Source organism: Streptomyces sp. NPDC056452, assembly GCF_042796085.1.
Classification (GTDB): Bacteria; Actinomycetota; Actinomycetes; order Streptomycetales; family Streptomycetaceae; genus Streptomyces.
In genome coordinates, this window is record NZ_JBHTRI010000012.1 from 161,095 (window position 1) to 179,601 (window position 18,507).

Here is an 18,507-nt window from a genome sequence, read left to right on the forward strand (position 1 = left end):
CGGACTTTGCGCGTCTCTCCGCGATGTGATCCCTGATCACCCGCATGATCTCAGGATGCCGCTCGCGCGAGTGGTCCCGCACTGAGGCGACACGCTGCGCAGGCACCACCCGCCCCCAACCCGGGCCGGCACATTCTCACCGACCCCGACCCCGACCCCGACCCCGACCCCGACCCCGACCCCGACCCCGACCCCGACGGCCGCCCAGCCGTTCTCACCATTCAGGAGCAGCCCGTGATCACCGAGCAAGAAGCCCGCGCCGCCATCCAGCACGCCCTCGGCGACGTCGCCGGCATCGACATCGAGACCTTCCCCGCCGGGAACCTGTCGATCACCATCACCAAGGGCGACCACGCGGCGACGATCGACGGCCATACGGAGAGCGGCTGGGGCTGGAGCATCGACCCCGTCGAGGACGACGGATTCTCCGGCCACGAGAACACTGCCGACACGCTCGAGGAAGCTCTCGTGAGCATCCACGCCGCCCTCATCTGAAACGACAAGAGCCGGCAGGGCGGGGCCCGAAGGCCACCGCACACGTGCGGGAGCACGCCCTGTCGGCCCGGTCTCCTTCGATACGCGCGGGGCCGAAGCTACGACGCCTGAGCGGAAGCGGTGATTCCGTCGATACCAATCGAGTGATCGCTTCAGGTCGCAGCAGCACCAGGCAGCGGTCGAGGTGTCGGCCCGTCTGCCAAGGACTCCTGATCGGCCGCAGGCCGCTCCGGCCACCAGGAGCGGTCGCCGAGCAGCGCCAGCACGGACGGCAGGACCAGCGCACGCAGCACCACCGCGTCGAAGAGCACCGCGACGGTGAGGCCGACCGCGATCTGCTTCATCTCGATCCGGTCGATGAAGAGGAAGCTGAGGAAGACCGAGACCATGATGACGGCCGCGCTGGTGACCACACTCGCGGATCCCGCAATGCCCTCGACCACGGCCTGCCGGGTGGGCACCCCCTTGCGTACGGCCTCCCGGATCCTGCTCACCACGAAGATCTGGTAGTCGGTGGAGAGCCCCACCAGGATCGCGAACACCATGAGGGGCGTTCGCGATCCGACGAAGCCGAGGGATTCGAACCCGAGCGCACTCTCGGCCCAGGTCCCTTGGAAAACCAGGGTCAGTACACCCCAGGAGACCGTCACCGTAGCCAGGTTGAGCAGCACGCCCAGGACCGCCAGGACAACGGAGCGGAACGCGGCGAACATGATGGCGAGGGTGGTCAGCGAAACGAAGACGATCACCCAGGGCAGCCGGTCCTCCTGGTGCGCCGCGTAGTCCACCCCGCCGGCGATCTCACCGGAGACCGCGACCTCCACACCCGTTGCCGCCTTGCCCACGGTGTCCGGTATCAACTCCGTACGCAGCCGCTCCAAGGAGCGCGTCGCCTCCGCCGAGTTCTGGGCGAACGGAACGGGAACCTTCAGCATGGCCGTACGCCCGTCCTCGGCCACGGTCAGTTCCGGCTTTCCGTCCTGGGCGAAGAGCCCGTCGCCCCTGGTCCGTTCGGCGAGTGCCCGCAGCAGGGCAGCAGGGTCGTCGGCCCGCACCAGGACGAGGTGCGCGGGCCCTTGGGACGGGTACGCGGCCGTCAGCCGGTCGTACGTGGACACCGCCACCAGACTGTCGGGGAAGGTCTCCTTGCCCTCCGTCCCGAGCTCCATGTTCAGTGCGGGCAGGGCGAGCGCTGCTGTTGCTGCGGTGCCGAGGAGCAGGGCGGCCAGCGGGCGGCGAACCACCGGTCCGAGGAGGGCGGTCCACGCCTTGTTTCCGTCCCCGGTCCTGCCCTTGCCGTTGCTCCCGTCCCGGTCCATGTCCGGCGCGCGCCGGCTCCGCCGTCCGTCCATGCGGTGGCCCAGCCTGGCGAGCAGAGCGGGCAGTACGGTCAGGGAGCCGGCCACCGCGACCAGCGTCACCAGGATCGCGCCGGTGGCGATGGACGAGAAGATCACGTCGTCCACCAGGTAGAGACCACCGAGCGCGAGAACCACGGCGAGCCCGGAGTCCACGACGGCCCGACCCGAGGTGGCCGCGGCCACCTCGACCGCAGCCACATGGCTGAGCCTTCCGCCCGACCGTTCGCGCTCCTCGCGGGCCCGTTTGAGATAGAAGAGCGAGTAGTCGACGCCGACGGCCATGCCCAGCATGAAGATCACGCTGATCGCCGCGCCGCCCGCGTCCGGGAACACCCAGGACGCCAGACTGTACAGACCGACGGCTCCCGCGAAAGCGGTCAGGGCGAGCACGACCGGAATCCCGGCGGCCAGCACTGCGCCGAAGACGACGAACAGGATGAGGAAGGTGACGGGCAGACTGATGGCCTCGGTCCGCTGGAGGTCCTGGCCCATCTTGTCGTTGACCGCAGTCGATATCGACGCGCTGCCGGTCTGCTCGATCCGCAGCTCCTTGTGCGCCCCCTGCACCGCCTCTGTCTGTTCGAGGAGAGCCTCGACGTCGTCCTTCGCGGTCTCCTTGTCCCCGCGGAGGGTGATGGCCACCCGCAGCGCGCCACCGTCGCCGGCCCACAGCGGATCGGCGACCCGTACGACGGACGGCAGGGAGGCCATCCGCTGCCGGATCTCACCCGCTGCGGTGAGAGCGGCGGATTCGTCGAGGCGGCCGCCCTCGGCCGGAGCTGTGATGAGTACCTGCTCCTCGGGGGCGGGTGTGAGACCACTCCGCGCGGCCATTGCCTCGGCCCGCCCTGCCTCGCCGACCCAGAAGTCCTCGAACGTCCCCTTGTTGGTACCCACAGCCATGCCCGCACCGAGGCACAGGGCCACGAAGAGCACCCATCCCACGATCGCCCGCCAGGGATGGGTGGCGAACCACCGGGCCGTTCGGACCGTGATCGGCTGTCGCTCGCTGCGCACGCGGGTCCCTTCCCAGGATCAGTGATTTTCTTGCTTGATCACCTTCCTCGGCCGGGGCCGCGAGGGCACTGGTGCCCGCAACCGGCTCTACCTGTGGTTAGCCCTACCCCCGGTGCCGGTCCGGGCGGCTCGAGCCGGTGGGAAATCCGCCTTCACCCTGTTCGCGGTATCTGTCCGACGTCAGCTCGAAGACGCGTACTCGTCGCCTGCACGTTGGATCGACGGTCTCGTGAAACGGTTGCATCCCCAGCTTGGCCATGACGCGTTCGGACGCATCGTTGCCCACCTGGGCGATGCTGATGATCCGTTTCAGCGCGCAGTCCTCGAACCCGAACCGAACCGCTGCCGCGGCGGCCTCGGTGGCGAGGCCCTGTCCCCAGTGGGCCCGCCCCAGCCGCCAGCCGACCTCGACCGCCGGCAGCACTTCCGGCAGGAAGTCAGGAACCGAAAGGCCGGTGAACCCGGCCAGCTCGCGGGTGGAGCGGATCTCCACGGCGAACAGGCCGAAGCCCTCTACTTCCCACTCTCGCTCCATTGCTTCGACCCCGCTGCGGGTCTGCTGTTCGTCACGGACGCTGCCGTCACCGATCCACCGCATGACGTCGGGGTCAGCGTTGACGGTGGCCAAGGGGGCAACATCCTGCGCGCGCCAGCGGCGCAGGAGCAGGCGGGAAGTCTTGAGCGTGACCATCCGAGCATTCTGGACCAGCCCCGAGCACCCGACCGTTCTCATCGGCCGCTTTCGACATTAGGGTGTGCCGGTGATCTTCAGGAGAAAGCAGAAGGGCGCGCGCCTCGCAGCCGCCGTGTCCGAGCTGGAGGATGCGGTTGCCGCTCGCGACGGTGACCGTACCGGCCGTGCCTTTACTGCCATGATGAGCGCTGCGCAGTCGGCGTCGGATGCTGAACTGATGCCGGCCGGGCCTCGATTGGCGGCGCTGATTCCCTCCTTCCCGCCCACAGGACCGCGGCCGACGCTTGCGATGGCTGCCGGATTCTGCGTCGAGCGCGGGGCCGATCCGGCGGCGTGCGCGGAGCCGATCCTCAGCGCCGTTCACAAGGACCTGCTCGACGCCCTGGAGTTCGCCCGCCGTTGGACCGCCGGAGGCGGGGCCGAGGATGAACTGCCGGAGCCGGACCAGAAGATCATCGACGACGCGCTGCTGGCTCGCCTGGGCGGCGACGCGCACGAGGCCACGCGGCTGGCGCTGGCCTGGTGCTCGGCCGAGGAGTGGCAGCCTCCCGCGCTGGCCGTGCTGTGCCGCAGCGCTGAGGTGCGCCATCGGTACGCATCCGCGATCCTTCCGGACTGCCGCGACGTGGAGGCCCTGGAGCGGCACGACCTCAAGTGCCTGTCCTACGCGCTGGCGGTTCTGGACGACGAGCCCCTCCTGGTGCTGCACGGGCCGACCGGGAGGGGGTTCGAGGTGCGCATCGGCGGCATCGGGGACAACTTCCAGCTGCACACGCTGCTCGCCCATGTCCTCGTGGGCGGCGGACACGTGCCCGGCACGACGCCTTCGGCGGAGAGCGTTCGTCTGGCCACGGACCCCGAGCCCGCCCGGGGACGGACCGAGACCGTTGCGACCGGGACCTTCGAACTCCTCGCCCCGGACGGCACGCGAATCTGGAACGAAGGGCTGCCCGACGACATCCCCGTGGTGGAGGGACGCCGCCTGCTCGTGCTCGACGAGCCCATGTACGAGCGCAGTTGGAACGCCGACCGCTTCTTCCCGCATCTCCCGGGCACGGCCGTACTGACCCGCACCCTCACCGCGGACGAGACGCGGACCTGGTTCGCCCGCACCTCGCCCAGCAACGGAACCCTCCGGCCTTCCTGAGTCGTCGTACGGGTCCGATACCGACGGGCCAGGTCTGCGTCCGGAACCCTGGCTTCGGCTCGACGGGTGTGGAGGCGGACTGTGAGCACTCGCGTCGGTATCGGGGGGCCTCGCCGACCTGTTGGCTCTTGGAGGTTGTCCCACGTGGCAAGCTTCGCGAGGTTTCTGCAGCAGGGCAGGGCAGGGCGGCGGCCATGGCCAGGCCTCGGCTCTGCCGGTCGTTGCGTGCACGTACGGGATCTTGAGACCACGAGCAGCCCATGGCAGGCTCATGCCGCATGATCGATGAATTCGCCAAGGACAGCCTGCACGAGAGACTGCGGCGGGACCGCAAGGCGCTGCTCTGGAAACTCGACGGCTTGTCCGAATACGACGCCCGCCGACCTTTGACAGCGACCGGGACCAACCTGCTCGGCCTCGTCAAACACGTGGCCACCGTCGAGGCCAGATACTTCGGAGAGGTCTTCGACCGCCCTTCCCCGGAACCGCTGTCCCGGTGGCAGGACTCCGACGGCAGCGATCAGTGGGCGACCGAGGACGAGACCCGCGACCAGATCATCGGGTTCTACCGGCGGACGTGGGAACACTCGGACGCGACGATCAACGAGCTACCCCTCGACGCCCCCGGCCACGTGCCGTGGTGGCCGGAGCCTTATCCCAGCACGAACCTGTTCGCCGTCATGGTCCATGTCCTCGGCGAGTCCATCCGGCATGCCGGGCACGCCGACATCCTGCGCGAGAGCCTCGACGGCCGGACCGGGCTGCGCGCCGAACACGAGCAGCAGATCGACGAGGAAGCCCGCGCAGCCTACTGCGCGAAGATCGAGCAGGCCGCCAGGTCGGCCGCACCGATCACGGCCTAGAGGTTGTCTCACGTGACGTGATGTTCGCGCGGCCCACTGCCGGTCGTGGGTGCTGATCCATCGAAGCGTCCGGTTCCTGATGAACTCTGGGAGCCGGCCGCCCTGACCTGCTACAAGAAGCTCGCGAAACGTGCCGCATGAGACACCCTCTCAGGCTTGGCCCGTTTCGAACCGGCTGATGCGGCCGTCGGTCGTCACATCGAACCGCCAGGCGGTACGCATCTCGCCCCAGGTGTCGTTTCGATAGTCGACGATCAGGCTGTGACCGCCGTCGGACTCGGACGCGACCGCCATGTGGCCGCCGGAAGAGAAGATCTCTTTGTCCGCCCACTCAGTGAGGTTGCGGTCCGAGCCGTCGTCGGACATGGTCGCGCCAGGGGCGAGAAGTGCCTCGAAGGCCTCCCTGTCCCCGGCGTTGACGGCGGAGACGAAAGCGCGGACGGCGGGGTCGGTCAGCTGGGCCGGGTCGATCACGGGGGCCTCCTGGTCGGGCGTGTCTACGCGGTGCGCGTGCGTGACCAGGGAACACCGTGGACAGGGCCGGGGCGCCGACCCTCACTCATTCGAGTCTCCGCCGCGTGTCACCGCCTCACCGGCACCGGCCGACTTCTACGAAGGCCGACTTGTTCCCAACCCCCTCGGGCGCATCCTGCACCACGTTCAGCCCGACGCCGTGACTGAGGGCCACACGCCGAACCACTGTTCGGCGCCGTACTCCTCGAACCTCTCCACCTCGCTGAACCCCAACTTGGCCGCGAGGCGCATCGAGCGGCCGTTGGCGGTCTGGGTGCAGAGCACCACCGGCTCGCCGGGGAGTGCACCGGCGAACCACACGAGTGCCGCTGCGCACGCCTCGGCGGCGTACCCGAATCCCCATGCTTCCGGCAGGAACGTGTATCCGAGCTCGGCTTCCCCTGCCTCCGGACGGATGTGCCCCGGACGTTCTGCGTCGCGACGATCGAGCGCGACCATGCCGATCATCGCTCCGTCGAGATCGATCACGAAAAGGCCGTGGCGCCGCCCCGGTATCTCCGGTACCGCGCGTTCGAGCTCATCGCGCGGTCGCGGGCCACCGAGGTAGGTGTGCACCTCTTGCGAGGCGAACAGGTCGATGAACGCCGCACGGTCCCGGGCCTCGGACTCGCGGAGCACGAGCCGTGCGGTTCTTATCGGAGCAGGTGGCCAGGCGACGGGTCCGAGTCCAGTCATGCCGGGCAACTTATCGCACACCCGTGAGAGTGATCCGGCGGGCAGGTGCGCCGTGCTTCCACGCGATGGCCTCAACGGACGGCGGCGGTAGGCCCACCGCCGCCCACGGACCGGACCGGCCGGCATCAGCGGCTCGATCCGGCCGGGTCACCTATTCGGTGCGCAGAGCCGCAGATGTTCGGGACCTCGCGGCCCATCCGGCGGGCAGGAGCGCGCCCAGGGTGGCGATGAGCAGGCCGCCGAGTGCGAGCGGGAGCAGTTCGGCCCCGTGGTAGACGGCGATGACTGAGTCGGGGAGGCGGAGCCCCGCGCTGGCGCCCATCGCGGGGAGCACCCAGCCGTGCAGGGTGACCCCGAGCGGCACGCCCAGAGCGCCGGCGACAAGTCCGGTCAGGGAGACCGAGGTGAGGACCATCGCGATGGTCTGCCGGGGGGTCATGCCGAGCGCCTTGTGGACACCGATCTCCCGGACGCGTTCGCGGGTGTCGAGCAGCACGCCGTTCAGCACACCGAGTGCTGCGACGGCGACGAGCATCAACGTGAGGGTCGCGGACAGCGCGTTGAGCGTGACGACCATGTCGCTGCCGGTGCCGAGCCCTCCTGCTCGCGCACCGACCCCCAGCGGTGCGAGGTCCTTGTTCAGCGCGTCGACGTAGCCGGTGACGTCGACGCCTGGCGTGACCGCGATGTGATGGCTCGTCTCCGTCAGGTCGGGATGCGCGGCCGCGAGGGTCGCGGCGTCGGTGAAGACCTGCATGCCGTCGTTACGGGGGTCAAGGACCTCACCCACGATCCGGACCGTGACCGGCTCGGCCGAACCGCTGAGGCCGTTCATGGTGACGGCCTCACCGATCCGGACGCCGGAGGTGGCCAGGAACTGGGTGGGCACCATGGCCTCTCCGGACTTGTCGATCCAGCGACCCGAGACCATCGTGTAACCGCCCCAGGAGGCGTCGCCGGTGAAGGCGATCACGTCGACGGGGCCGGTCAGACCTGACACGGTCGCCCGTACGGTCGCCGCGCTGTAGTACTTCCCGGTTCCGGCGCCGGACTCGATGGCCGCGGCGACCGCGGCGGGATCGGTCCTCGGCTGTTTCTCGAGGCCGGGGCCCTGGGGGCCGAACCCCGGCCGGGGAGCTGCCACGGTGACATCGGCGGCGTCGTGGGCCTTCGCCTTCATCACCTCGCCGAGCGAGGCGCCCATTCCCACGGTGAACGTAACGGCGATGGTCCCGAACAGGACCGCCATGCCCATGGCCAGCGCGCGAGCGGGCCGCGCGAACGGCCGGGCCAGGCCCAGGGCGACCGGCTGGGGCAGCGGCAGCCGGCCCGCCAAGCGTGCCGCCCACCGGCCGCGCTCCGTCGACGCGCCATGCCCGACGGTGAGCGCGTCGACCGAGCGCAGCCGGCCGGCCCTCCAGGCACTCACCCACGCGGTCGCCGCCACGAGGCCGATGACCCCTGCGATCACGGTCAGGTCGACCCAGGGGGCGATGGCCGGCGAGGAGGCGCCGTAGGCCTCCCCGGTCTCGGCGAGTACGGGGACGGCGAGCAGGTGGCCGGCCAGGACGCCGAGTGCCGTGCCGGCCACGGCCGGGACCAGCGCCTGGGCCACGTAGGCCCGCACGACCTGGGCCGGGGTGAAGCCGACGGCCTTGAGGATGCCGATGCGGCGCGTTCCCGTGCCGACAGCCGATGCGACGACATTGCCCACGGTGAGTACCGACATGACCAGGCCCAGAGCGCCGAACGCGATGAGGAACGGGACGTAGAGGGCGGTGTCGCGCTCGGCACCCTCCTTGACGGTGAGCCAGGACTGCTCGCCGACGGCCGCTCCCGAAGGGAGGGTTTCCGCCACCGCCGTGCCGCCTGCGGTGATCTGTGCCGCGGTGCCGGCTTCTGTGAAGCGGTAGAGCATCTGGTAGCCGCCGCTGCCGGGCGACGTGAGTGCCGGCATCTGGGCCGGGACCACCCAGGCGTCGGCGGTCTGTGTGATCGAGCGGGCCAGACCGACCACCGTCAGCGTCGGGTCGCCCGGCAGCGCGGGGAACGCAACCTTCATGCCCATGGTCGGGATGAGCGCGGCTCCGGCGGACAGGACGATCTCGCCGGGGCGGGTGGGCCACCGCCCGTCGAGCAGCGTCACCTCGTCGACGTCCCGGCCGGGATCGCCCCGGCCGACCACCGTCATCGGCCAGCCGGGGCCGGACAGACCCGCCCGCGGGGTGACCGTCGCCGTGCGGAACGGCCCCGCTGCGCCGCTCACCCCTTCGGCCTCCTTGGACTTCGACAGCTGCCCACCACTCACCTTGTCGGCGTCGAACTGTACGGACAGGTGCGCGCCGTTCTGCCGCGCGAAGGCATCGTCGAAGGGCGCGCCGGACACCACCAGGAGTGACCCGCCGAGGACGGACGCGGCCACCGCCATCATCGTGGCGAGCCCGATCACCAGCGTCTGTACCCGGCGTCGTCCCACCCCCGAGCGCACCACCTTGCCGAGCGCGCTCATCGGACGGCCTCCCGGGCGACGGCGTGCGAGCGGACGTCCTCGGTGACCCGGCCGTCGGCAATGCGGACCGTACGGTTCGTGCAGGATCGGGCCAGAGCCGGGTCGTGAGTGACCACGAGGAGGGTCTGGCCCTCGGCATTGAGGTCGGTGAGCAGCCTGCTGACGTCCTGTCCGGCTGCCGTGTCCAGGGCCCCGGTCGGCTCGTCCGCCAGGAGCAGCGGGGGCCGGTTCATCAGAGCCCTGGCCACCGCGACGCGCTGCCGCTCACCCCCGGACAGCCGCCCTGGGTAGGCGCGGGCGTGCCGGTCGATGCCGAGGGTTTCCAGGAGTTCCGCCGCCCGGCGATCCGCCTCCCCACGTGCCATGCCCGCGAGCCGCGCGGGCAGGACGACATTGTCGGTGACCGTCAGATCGTCGAGCAGGTTGAAGAACTGGAAGACCATGCCGACCTTCGACCGCCGGTAGAGCGCCGATCCTGCCTCGCCCAGGCGGTCCACCCGTACGGAGTCCACGGTGACGGTTCCCGTGTCGGGCCGGTCGAGCCCCGCGATCAGATTGAGGAGCGTGGACTTCCCGCTGCCGGATGGACCGAGGATCGCGACGGCCTCGCCCGGCTGCACGGTCAACGACACCTCGTGCAGAGCGGGCGGACCGTCGTCGTAGCGGCGGCTCACCCCGCGTAGTTCGATCACCGGCGTGGTCATGGAGGGGCTCCTTCGATACGGGCATCGGACTCCTCGGACGCTAGGAGCGCGCCCGGCCCCTGCGCGTCGCCCGCCCGGACCCTTTGCCGTACCGCACCGGGATGATCTGCCGAAGCGTCATCCCTGCGATGTAGGCGCCCGATGTAGGCGAGGCGCCGGGAACGACCACTGAGGCGGACTCCGAAAGGGCGGGCGGCGGCGACAATGAGCCGGTGATGAACGTACGTACGACGCTGGAGCGGCTGCGGGTCGCCGCGCGTCAGACGGTCCGCGAGGCCAGGCTTCCCGGCGGACCGCCGCCGCGGCTCACCGTGCGCGCCTGGCAGTTCGACGTGCTGGTGGCGCTGACGCTCGGAATCGCCACGGTCTACTACGGCATCGACAACGCCGACAACGTCGTGGTGCGGGAGATCGCACCCGGTGTGGAGCGCGTCGTGCCGCGCCCGAACGGCCCCGCCGGCATGGCCTTCATGGTGACCCTCGCGGCCATCGCCTCGGGTGCCCTGGTGCTGCGCCGCCGTTTCCCGCTCGCCGTACTGTGCGTCGTGACGGCCGCGACACTGGCGACACCGCAGAGTGTCCTGCGGCTGACCTTCTACGCGTTCGTCATCGCCGTCTACAGCGCCGCCGTGTACAGCCCGTACCGGGTGGCAACCCTGGCGGCGCTGCCCGTGTCCGTCGTTCTGGTCGGCACCTCGGGGAACTCGGTGACACCGATCGTCCCCAACGAGTACATCGCCCTGCTGATCCTGGTCCCGATGGCGGTGGCCGCCGTTGGCCTCCGTACCTGGAAACTCCGAACCGACGAGGGCCGCACCCGGCTCTCCGCCCTCGAACGGGAACAGGCCGAGGCACTGCGCCGAGCCGTCGAGCGCGAGCGGGCCAGGATCGCCCGCGAACTGCACGACGTCGTCACGCACAACGTCAGCGTGATGATCATCCAGGCCGGCGCCGCCCGCAAGATCATGCAGACCTCTCCCGAGCAGGCCGGTGAGGCGTTGCTCGCCGTCGAGGCCGGCGGGCGGGCAGCCATGACCGAGCTGCGTCACGTCATGGGACTGCTCACCATGAGCAGCGAGGACGAGGGAGCATGCGGGAGTGGGGACATCGCGGGTACGGCGGTGGATCTCGCCCCGCAACCCGGCCTGGACCAGCTGGAAACTCTGGTCGGCCGGGTCCGGGACACCGGACTGCACGTTGACCTGAGGGTGACCGGCCCGCCCCGTCCCCTGCCGCCGGGCGTCGAACTCGCCGCTTACCGCGTGGTCCAGGAGGCCCTGACCAACACGGTGAAGCACGCGTCGGGCGCCACCGCCGCCGTGACCGTCGAATACGACCCGGACCGGCTCCGGGTGGAGGTCACCGACACCGGAGGACGCCCCGGCGCGGGCGCGGCCACCGGGAACGGCCGCGGCCTGATCGGCCTCTGCGAGCGCCTCGCCGTCTACGACGGAACCCTGGACACCGGCCGGCGTCTGACCGGCGGGTACCGTGTCGAAGCACTGATCCCCTTGGAGACACCGTGACCGAGCCGCTGCGTGTGCTCCTCGCCGACGACCAGACCCTCGTCCGCACCGGATTCCGGTTGATCCTCGGTGCCGACGGCATCGACGTCGTCGCCGAGGCGACCAACGGAGCCGAAGCGATCGACGCGGTCCGCCGCACGTGTCCCGACGTGGTCCTGATGGATGTGCGCATGCCCGAGATGGACGGCCTGGAAGCCACCCGCCGCATCCTCACCGGCGCCCCCAACACACCCCGCGTCATCATCCTGACCACCTTCGACCTCGACCGCTACGTCTACGCGGCGTTGTCCGCCGGTGCCAGCGGCTTCCTCCTCAAGGACGTCACGCCCGAACATCTGACCGCGGCCGTCCGCACGGTCCGTACGGGTGACGCCCTCCTCGCTCCCGCCATCACCCGGCGCCTCGTGGAGCGGTTCACCCGGCGCGGCAGCGACGCCGCCGCCCTCCACCGCGACCTCGCCTCGCTGACCCCGCGCGAACTGGAAGTACTCGGCCTGCTGGCCCGAGGCCTGAGCAACGCCGAACTCGCCGCCCACCTCCACCTGGCCGAGGCGACCGTCAAGACGCACGTCGCCCGCATCCTCGCCAAGCTCGGACTCCGCGACCGTGTCCAGGCCGTCATCGTCGCCTACGAGACAGGGCTGGTCAGCGCCGGGGGACGCGAGGCCGCCCAGCAGTCCACCGAGCAGACGTAGACCGAGGCCGGGACTGGAAGAGGTCGTCCGCGACCTGTCCTGCGTGAGCTTGAGGATCGTGCGCATCCACGGGCTGCGAACGGCCGGTAGCCGCCGCACCAAGGTGTGCAGGAACGTTCCCCGGTCTGCCCGGAAACCGACCCGTCTGGGGATGGACCGGTACGGGGAGGATGTCGATGCCTGCGTCGGGGGAGGGCCGACCCGGCCTGGCACCCGACGGCACGCTCGTGCTGTTCGGATACGACGACGAGCCGCTGAGCCTGCCGGTGCCGCCGATGGTCCTCAACCGACTGCACGTCATGGCCAATCCGTCCGGCTCCCCGCAGGACACGCGCGACACCCTCGCGTTCTCGGCGGCGCACGGCATCCTGCCGGAGATCACCCCGGTCGGCCTGCGTGACGCCAACGCAGTGCTCGACGCCATGGCCAAGGGCGCCGCGGGCAGCGGTCAGTCATCACGTTCGACTGACCGGCCTGCCACGCGAGGCGTCCTCTACAGCTCTTCGGCGAAGGCCCCGGCCAGCTCACGCCATTCGGCCCGTGGCAGGCCGGCGCCGCCCTCGTCGGCGGTGAGCACCTGAAGCGCGACGTGGTCGGCCCCGGCGTCGAGGTACTCCCGTGTCCTGGCCTTCACACGCTCGGCGTCGCCGAGGGCGAAGAGGGCGTCGAGGAGACGGATGCTGCCGCCGCTCTCGAAGTCGCTCTGCGCAAATCCCAGGCGCAGCAGGTTGTCGGTGTAGTTGGGCAGCTGGAGGTACATCCCCAGCATGTTCCGCGCAGTGGTGCGCGCCCGGTCGAGGTCGGCGTCGAGCACGACCGACAGCTCCGGGGCGAGCAGCGCGTCGGGGCCCAGCGCCTCGCGTGCCTCCGCCGTGTGCTCGGTGGTGACGAGATAGGGGTGCGCGCCCAGCGCCCGGCCGGTCGCGAGCTTCAGCATCTTCGGGCCGAGCGCCGCCAGGACCCGACGTCCGGAATCCACCGGTGGGGTGGCGGCGTCCAGTGCATCGAGGTAGGCCACCATCGCGCTGTACGGCTTCGCGTACTGCGGCACCATCGGGCCGTGGCTGACGCCCAGACCGAGGACGAATCGCCCGCGCGCGCTCGCGTCGAGCGCCGCGACCCGTGCCGCCACCTCCTCGGCGGAGTGGTCCCAGATGCTCAGGATGCCGGTGGCCACCGTGACCGTGCGGGTCGCGGCGATGACAGCCGCGGCGTCGTCGGGGGAGGGACTGCCCCCGATCCAGAGAGTGCCGTACCCCAGCTCCTCGAGCTCGGCGACTGCCTCCGCGACCGCCCCCTTGGCCGCGTTGTCCCCCCGCGCCCCGTGCAGGGCACCGCTCCAGATGCCGACTCGTCCGAATGCCTCGCGCGTCTCAGAAGTCATGGTGTGATCAACAGCCATCCGTGCCCTCTATTCCCGGCTGCGCAGGGATTCATCCGTATGGAAACAGCCCAGTAGTGCAGTCCTTGACAGCGCCTCACAGAGTTGGGCGATGGCGGTCCTGCCTCTTTGCTGAGGGGTTACAGCGGTGCCAACTCCACCCTGCCGGTGAACCGGCCACCCACTTGATCAGCGAGCCAATGGACGCGGGCGATCTGGTCGCCGTTCCGGTCCCGGGCGTGAACGTGGACGGTGTGGTCCTGCGACGGTTTGTTCTGGTAGAGGTCCCGGCAATTCACCGTCAGCGTGAGGTAGGCGTACGTCTGCGAGATCGCTTCCAGTCCGGCTTCGGGAACCGCGGGCCATGCGGCCAGATCCCATCGAACTGCCCCCGGATCTGGCCCCAGGGCGGCAATGAAGGGCTCGGCGCGGTCCAGCGGACGCCCCCAGTCGAGCACTTGGATCGGCAGGGAGTCCGCAGGGTTGTCGCCGGCCTCCGACGAACCGTGCTCCTTGCCGGCCGACGCCCACCATACGAGGTCGGGCAGTACGTGAAGTACTTGCGTGAGGGCATCCGGCGACCTGATCACGGCATCGAAGTCGACCTCTCCCTGGCTGATGTCCGCCCTGCTCAGCAGGGTACGCACCGCACGTATCGCTTCGGTCAGGTCAGCGGTCGTGAGGACAGCAGCCGCAGCAGAGTTACTCATTCCGGAACCATAGGACGGCACCCGCAGATCAGCGCCGGCGGGTCCTGATGTGTCTCGCATGTGTCAGGACCGGAGCCGTACCGCTGCCTGAAGGGCGAGGCGACGGCGTCTGCACGGCGATGCCTGGCATGGCCAGGCTGCACAACCGCGCTCTCATGGGAGGAGTTGGCTTCGCCTCACGGTGAAAGTGTCCTGCCCGTCCATCGTCGCGACGCTGTCCGGCGAGGTCGAGACCGTCACGATCTCGTCGTCGACTGTCCCTACGGCATCGCACTCGATCACACACGCCACCGTGACCTCGACCGGGTACGTCGAGTCAGGGGCCAGCTCGTCAAGCCGGGCAAAGATCGCACACTTGTCGATCAAGGACCGGCAGCGTCCTGTTGCATCGATGAACTGGACCTCCACGATGCCGGGGAACGGCTCGTCGTCCACCCAGCGAACCGCTTTGCAGCGCAACTCAGGCACTCGGCCCCCACTCCGGCCGCCAGGCGGCGTATCTGACCGTCTCGGAAGGCACCGAGCCGTGGCACGCACGAGGTACGACCAACCTAAGGGCTGTCCGCTACGAAGCAACTGTTCTGGTTGCAGCCATCAACGAGGGGCTGCGAGGGGGTGGTGACGGGCGCATGGCTCTGCGGGTGACCAAGGGACCCAGGAATGTGCCTCACGCCAACCAGGTCGCCCGCAGGCCCAGCCCTGGAGCACCTCAGCCGCAGGTTCTACGGTGAAGACCCCGCACCCACGGGGCACCCATGTCTGGAAGTGCTTGTCCGGACCTCCCTCGCGGTATTCCACCTGGTAGCTCAGGTCGTCGTTGAGATAGACCTGCATGTAGTGCTGGTCGGCGGGTTCCACATCGAGCCGCCGCACGATGACATATCGCGATGCGAGGTTCATGTCAGCAAGCAGGTCGTGCAGCTGGTCCTCGGACGGGTCGTCCCAGGACGTTCCGTTCGCCTCGAATGCGCGAAGCGCTGGTGTCGCCATGCAGCTGACTCTAGTCACCCACCAGGCTCTCGACCTGGGCGGGTTCCCCTTCTCCGACACGCTCTAGTTGGTGCCGGCAGTGAGTTCGCTGAAGAGCCTGTTCGCCGCGTCCGAGGTGAATTGGCGCTGCAGCTCGGCCCGGGCGACCTGCTTGCGGAATTCCCCTTCGTAGCCGGTGAAGCCCGCGTTGTGCATGAGGTCGGTGATCCATGTCGCGAACGCTTGGTAGTTCCAGATGTGGGGCAGACAGGTTTCCGAGTAGCTGTCGAGGAGGCTGGGATCGCCTTCCTCGATCTGGCGGATGACGGCGCGGGCGAAGACCTCGGTGTCGTGGAGGGCCAGGTGGATGCCTTTGGCGCTCATCGGCGGGACGATGTGGGCCGCGTCTCCGAGGAGGTACAGCTTGCCGTGGCTCATCGGGTCGAACACCACGCTGCGCAGCGGCACGATGCGCTTGTCGAGGATCTCGCCGGTCGACACGGGCGTTCCGAACCTGGCCTCCAGTTCGTTCCAGATGCGCTCGTCCGGCCACTGCTCGGGGGTGTCGGTGGTGGAGCACTGGAGGTAGATGCGGCTGACGTGCGGGCCCCGGGGGATCATGCCGGCAAGACCGAGGGAATGGATGGCCATGCCGGACGGGTTCGTCGGGACCGCGGCCAGAACGCTGAGCCAGTTGTACCCGTACTCGTGGGAGTACTCCGTCAGGGCGGAGGCGGGGACGGTGCGGCGGCTCACTCCGTGGAAGCCGTCGCAGCCGGCGATGAAGCCGCATTCGATGATCTTGGTTGAGCCGTCGGTGTCCTGGTATCGGACGAGGGGGCGCTCGGCGGTGACGTCCTCCAAGGAGACGTCGGCGGCTTCGTAGCGCAGGTCTCCGCCGTCGCGCAGGAAGAGGTCCGTGAGGTTGCGGACCAGGACCTGTTGGGGGCAGTAGAGGCTCTCGTTGCTCTCGTCGTCCACGTCGATCGGCATCGCTTCGCCGTCGATGTAGAAACCGCCTTCGCTGTGGGGGATGGGATCACCCACCAGTACCTCTTCGAGGCCCCACTCGCGGAACATGCGCACTCCGAAGGTGTCGATGGTTCCTGCGCGCTGACGCTGCTCGACGTAGGCGCGGGGGTGCTTCTCCAGCACGATGCAGTCAATGCCGTTGCGCAGCAGGAAGTTGCCGAGCGTCAGGCCGGCGACACCGGCCCCGATGATGGCGACTGCCGTGGTTTCGCGTGCCTCGGTCATGGTGTGCGAGCCTCCGTGCTCAAAGCGGTGGTCGAACACGTCGATGCGTGAACGACAGGGCCGCCCGGGTGATGCGGCCTACAGGCACCACTCTGAGACGGGACAGGCGAGCGAACCACCGGTGATTGGACAGCTGATACCGGAAAGCCGCCAACATCGTCGGACTGCAGGATCGTGCCGTGCCTGGTCGCAGCAAGTCGGCGCGCGGCTACCTTTCGTCCTTGCGCAGGTCTGCCTGGTAGCGGCCGGGAGTCTGGCCGACGACCTCGGTGAAGGCGTCGATGAAGCTGGAGGGGTTGGACCAGCCGCACGCCACCGCGGTCTCGGTGACCGACATCCCGTCGGTGAGGTGCCCGAGGGCGTGGTGGATGCGCAGGGTGGTGCGCCAGCGGTGGAAGCTCATGCTGAGTTCGGTGTGGAAGAGCCTGCTCAGGGTGCGTTCGCTCGCCCCGACGGTGCGCCCAAGTTCCGCCAGGGTGGCGGGCCGGGCCGGATCTTCGTGGAGAAGAGCGGTGGCGGCGCGCAGCCGGTCATCGCCGGGTTCGGGCAGGTGCAGGGACTGCTCGGCGGCGTCGGCGAGCTCGTCCACGATCACTGCGAGCAGTCGCTTGTGCGCGCCGGGACCTCGCTCCGGCTTGTCGGTCAGCGCCAGGATCGCCTCACGGAGCAGGGGGCTGACAGCGAAGACGCTGGGATGGTCGACGAGCCGACCGCACAGGTGGACCGGAACGGTCAGGAGGCGGACATCGGTTCGGCCGTAGAAGCGATGGGAGTGCGCGAACCGCGGGGGCGTCCACGTGACACGGTTTGCCGGGGCGACCCAGGTTCCGCGCTCGGTCACAGTGGCCAGCGTGCCGGCAGCGGCGTACACCAGCTGCCCCTGCGTGTGTGAGTGAGGATCGAGCTGATAGCCGTGCGGCAGCCAGGCGGCTCCCTTAAGAGTCGCCTCTTCCGGTTCTGAGGTCGTCATCGAAGGTTGGCGGCCTTTCGTCATCAGGCGTCGGTTTACCGGTGGCCCGGTAGCGGTGGCGGAGCCGAAAGTTACCTCATGAGCACTGACGCCCAGGCGCGCAGCCGAGAGAGCTGCTGACGATGCCTTCCCGAATCCAGCGCCCGCACAGGCGGCGGATGCTGTCGCTGACCGTCCTGGCCGGCGAGCAGGTCAGCCCGCACTACATGTCCATCACGCTGGGCGGACATGATGTCCAGTACCTGGAACAGTCCGGGTACGACCAGTCCGGCCGCCTCTTCTTCGCCGACCCCGACGCTGAAGACGTCTTCCTGCCCACCAGCGAACGGTGGATCCTTCAGCTCACCTTGCAGGGCTCCAGGCCGCGCCCCCGCGTCCGGACGTACTCGATCCGGCGCTTCAGACCGGAATCGTCGGCCTTCGACATCGAATTCGCGCTCCACGAAAGCGACAGCTCCCCGGTATCCGGCGCCCCCGGAACCCGGTGGGCGCAGACGGTCGAACCCGGGGCCGAAGTGGCGTTCCTCGACGAGGGATACAGCTACGCACCCGTCCCCGGCGCCGCGTGGCAGCTACTCGTCGGCGATGAGACCGCGCTGCCGGCCATCCTCGCCATTCTGGAACGGTCCGCCGACACGTTGCCTGCCGAAGTCTTCCTGGAAGTCCCGGCCCCCGAGGACATACGCGCTGACGTCACCGCGCCCCCGGGCACCAACATCCACTGGCTGCCCCGCGCCGAACCCTGCGCGAAACCCGGAGCCCTCGCCCTACAGGCGGTACGGCAGGCCCGGCTTCCCGATGGCCGCTTCTACGCCTGGACAGCGGGCGAGTCCACCCTGGCCACCGGCGTGGGGGGCCCCGGCCCCGGCGCCGCGCGCGGGGCGGACCGGGGGGGGGGCGGGCCCCGGGGCGGGGGCCGGGGGCCGCGCCGGCGCGGGGCGACGGCCCGGGCCCCGGGCGGCCGTGGTCCGGCGGGCCGCCGACCGGCTGACCGGAGCGG

18 protein-coding genes (1 of these 18 only partly in view) are annotated in these 18,507 nt (G+C 69.6%); 7 read left to right on the plus strand and 11 right to left on the minus strand.

The genetic code is table 11. From position 1 onward, the window contains the following. Positions 1-234 precede the first annotated feature (234 nt). Complete coding sequence (locus ACFQ6X_RS14815) at positions 235-495, plus strand: hypothetical protein (RefSeq protein ID WP_383181265.1); 261 nt, start codon at positions 235-237, stop codon at positions 493-495. Between the two features lie 152 nt (positions 496-647). Here ACFQ6X_RS14815 and ACFQ6X_RS14820 read toward each other — a convergent pair whose 3' ends face one another. Beyond that, on the minus strand, positions 648-2,873 hold the full coding sequence (locus ACFQ6X_RS14820; RefSeq protein ID WP_383181268.1) for an MMPL family transporter: 2,226 nt from the start codon (positions 2,871-2,873) through the stop codon (positions 648-650). Positions 2,874-2,976: 103 nt separating this feature from the next. Next, positions 2,977-3,564 (minus strand): GNAT family N-acetyltransferase, encoded by a 588-nt coding sequence (locus tag ACFQ6X_RS14825; protein ID WP_383181271.1) that lies wholly within the window; start codon positions 3,562-3,564, stop codon positions 2,977-2,979. A 292-nt stretch (positions 3,565-3,856) separates the two neighbouring features. On the opposite strand from ACFQ6X_RS14825, the gene ACFQ6X_RS14830 reads away from it, so the two are divergent. Then, positions 3,857-4,714, plus strand: coding sequence for a hypothetical protein (locus tag ACFQ6X_RS14830; RefSeq protein ID WP_383181274.1), 858 nt, complete (start codon positions 3,857-3,859; stop codon positions 4,712-4,714). Between the two features lie 278 nt (positions 4,715-4,992). Next, a complete protein-coding gene (locus ACFQ6X_RS14835) occupies positions 4,993-5,577 on the plus strand; it encodes a DinB family protein (protein ID WP_383181277.1) in 585 nt (194 codons plus the stop codon). 150 nt (positions 5,578-5,727) lie between these two features. On the opposite strand, the gene ACFQ6X_RS14840 is transcribed toward ACFQ6X_RS14835, so the two are convergent. The 4 genes from ACFQ6X_RS14840 to ACFQ6X_RS14855 all read right to left on the minus strand — a co-directional run bounded on the left by ACFQ6X_RS14840 (position 5,728) and on the right by ACFQ6X_RS14855 (position 9,999). Next, on the minus strand, positions 5,728-6,051 hold the full coding sequence (locus tag ACFQ6X_RS14840) for a nuclear transport factor 2 family protein (RefSeq protein ID WP_383181279.1): 324 nt from the start codon (positions 6,049-6,051) through the stop codon (positions 5,728-5,730). A 186-nt stretch (positions 6,052-6,237) separates the two neighbouring features. Further along, positions 6,238-6,786: a GNAT family N-acetyltransferase gene (locus ACFQ6X_RS14845; RefSeq protein ID WP_383181282.1), complete on the minus strand. Its 549-nt coding sequence runs from the start codon at positions 6,784-6,786 to the stop codon at positions 6,238-6,240. 151 nt (positions 6,787-6,937) lie between these two features. Further along, complete coding sequence (locus ACFQ6X_RS14850) at positions 6,938-9,295, minus strand: ABC transporter permease (protein ID WP_383181285.1); 2,358 nt, start codon at positions 9,293-9,295, stop codon at positions 6,938-6,940. Continuing rightward, positions 9,292-9,999 (minus strand): ABC transporter ATP-binding protein, encoded by a 708-nt coding sequence (locus ACFQ6X_RS14855; RefSeq protein WP_383181288.1) that lies wholly within the window; start codon positions 9,997-9,999, stop codon positions 9,292-9,294. Before ACFQ6X_RS14855 ends, ACFQ6X_RS14850 begins: the two co-directional genes overlap by 4 nt. A 215-nt stretch (positions 10,000-10,214) precedes the next feature. On the opposite strand from ACFQ6X_RS14855, the gene ACFQ6X_RS14860 reads away from it, so the two are divergent. The 3 genes from ACFQ6X_RS14860 (at position 10,215) to ACFQ6X_RS14870 (ending at position 12,801) form a co-directional block, all read left to right on the plus strand. Next, positions 10,215-11,525: a sensor histidine kinase gene (locus ACFQ6X_RS14860; RefSeq protein ID WP_383181291.1), complete on the plus strand. Its 1,311-nt coding sequence runs from the start codon at positions 10,215-10,217 to the stop codon at positions 11,523-11,525. Then, positions 11,522-12,220 carry a response regulator gene (locus tag ACFQ6X_RS14865; protein WP_383181294.1) on the plus strand — a complete coding sequence of 233 codons (699 nt, stop codon included), beginning with the start codon at positions 11,522-11,524 and terminating at the stop codon, positions 12,218-12,220. The genes ACFQ6X_RS14860 and ACFQ6X_RS14865 overlap by 4 nt, the downstream gene beginning before the upstream one ends. Positions 12,221-12,396: 176 nt before the next feature. Continuing rightward, positions 12,397-12,801, plus strand: a complete 405-nt coding sequence (locus ACFQ6X_RS14870) for a hypothetical protein (protein ID WP_383181297.1) — start codon at positions 12,397-12,399, stop codon at positions 12,799-12,801. On the opposite strand, the gene ACFQ6X_RS14875 is transcribed toward ACFQ6X_RS14870, so the two are convergent. The 5 genes from ACFQ6X_RS14875 to ACFQ6X_RS14895 form a co-directional block, all read right to left on the minus strand. Continuing rightward, entirely contained in the window at positions 12,714-13,604 is an 891-nt protein-coding gene (locus ACFQ6X_RS14875; protein ID WP_383181300.1) for an LLM class F420-dependent oxidoreductase, read from the minus strand. The genes ACFQ6X_RS14870 and ACFQ6X_RS14875 overlap by 88 nt on opposite strands. Positions 13,605-13,741: 137 nt before the next feature. Beyond that, on the minus strand, positions 13,742-14,311 hold the full coding sequence (locus tag ACFQ6X_RS14880; RefSeq protein WP_383181303.1) for a hypothetical protein: 570 nt from the start codon (positions 14,309-14,311) through the stop codon (positions 13,742-13,744). A 153-nt stretch (positions 14,312-14,464) separates the two neighbouring features. Continuing rightward, on the minus strand, positions 14,465-14,746 hold the full coding sequence (locus ACFQ6X_RS14885) for a hypothetical protein (RefSeq protein ID WP_383181306.1): 282 nt from the start codon (positions 14,744-14,746) through the stop codon (positions 14,465-14,467). Positions 14,747-15,364: 618 nt separating this feature from the next. Continuing rightward, on the minus strand, positions 15,365-16,537 hold the full coding sequence (locus ACFQ6X_RS14890; RefSeq protein WP_383181309.1) for a 4-hydroxybenzoate 3-monooxygenase: 1,173 nt from the start codon (positions 16,535-16,537) through the stop codon (positions 15,365-15,367). 208 nt (positions 16,538-16,745) lie between these two features. Beyond that, complete coding sequence (locus tag ACFQ6X_RS14895; protein ID WP_383181312.1) at positions 16,746-17,507, minus strand: helix-turn-helix domain-containing protein; 762 nt, start codon at positions 17,505-17,507, stop codon at positions 16,746-16,748. 122 nt (positions 17,508-17,629) lie between these two features. Here ACFQ6X_RS14895 and ACFQ6X_RS14900 point away from each other — a divergent pair, with 122 nt between their 5' ends. Then, positions 17,630-18,507, plus strand: the 5' portion of a protein-coding gene (locus ACFQ6X_RS14900) for a siderophore-interacting protein (protein ID WP_383181314.1). 175 nt of this gene lie beyond the right edge of the window; 878 of the gene's 1,053 nt are visible here — the first part of the coding sequence; it begins with the start codon at positions 17,630-17,632; the stop codon falls past the right edge of the window.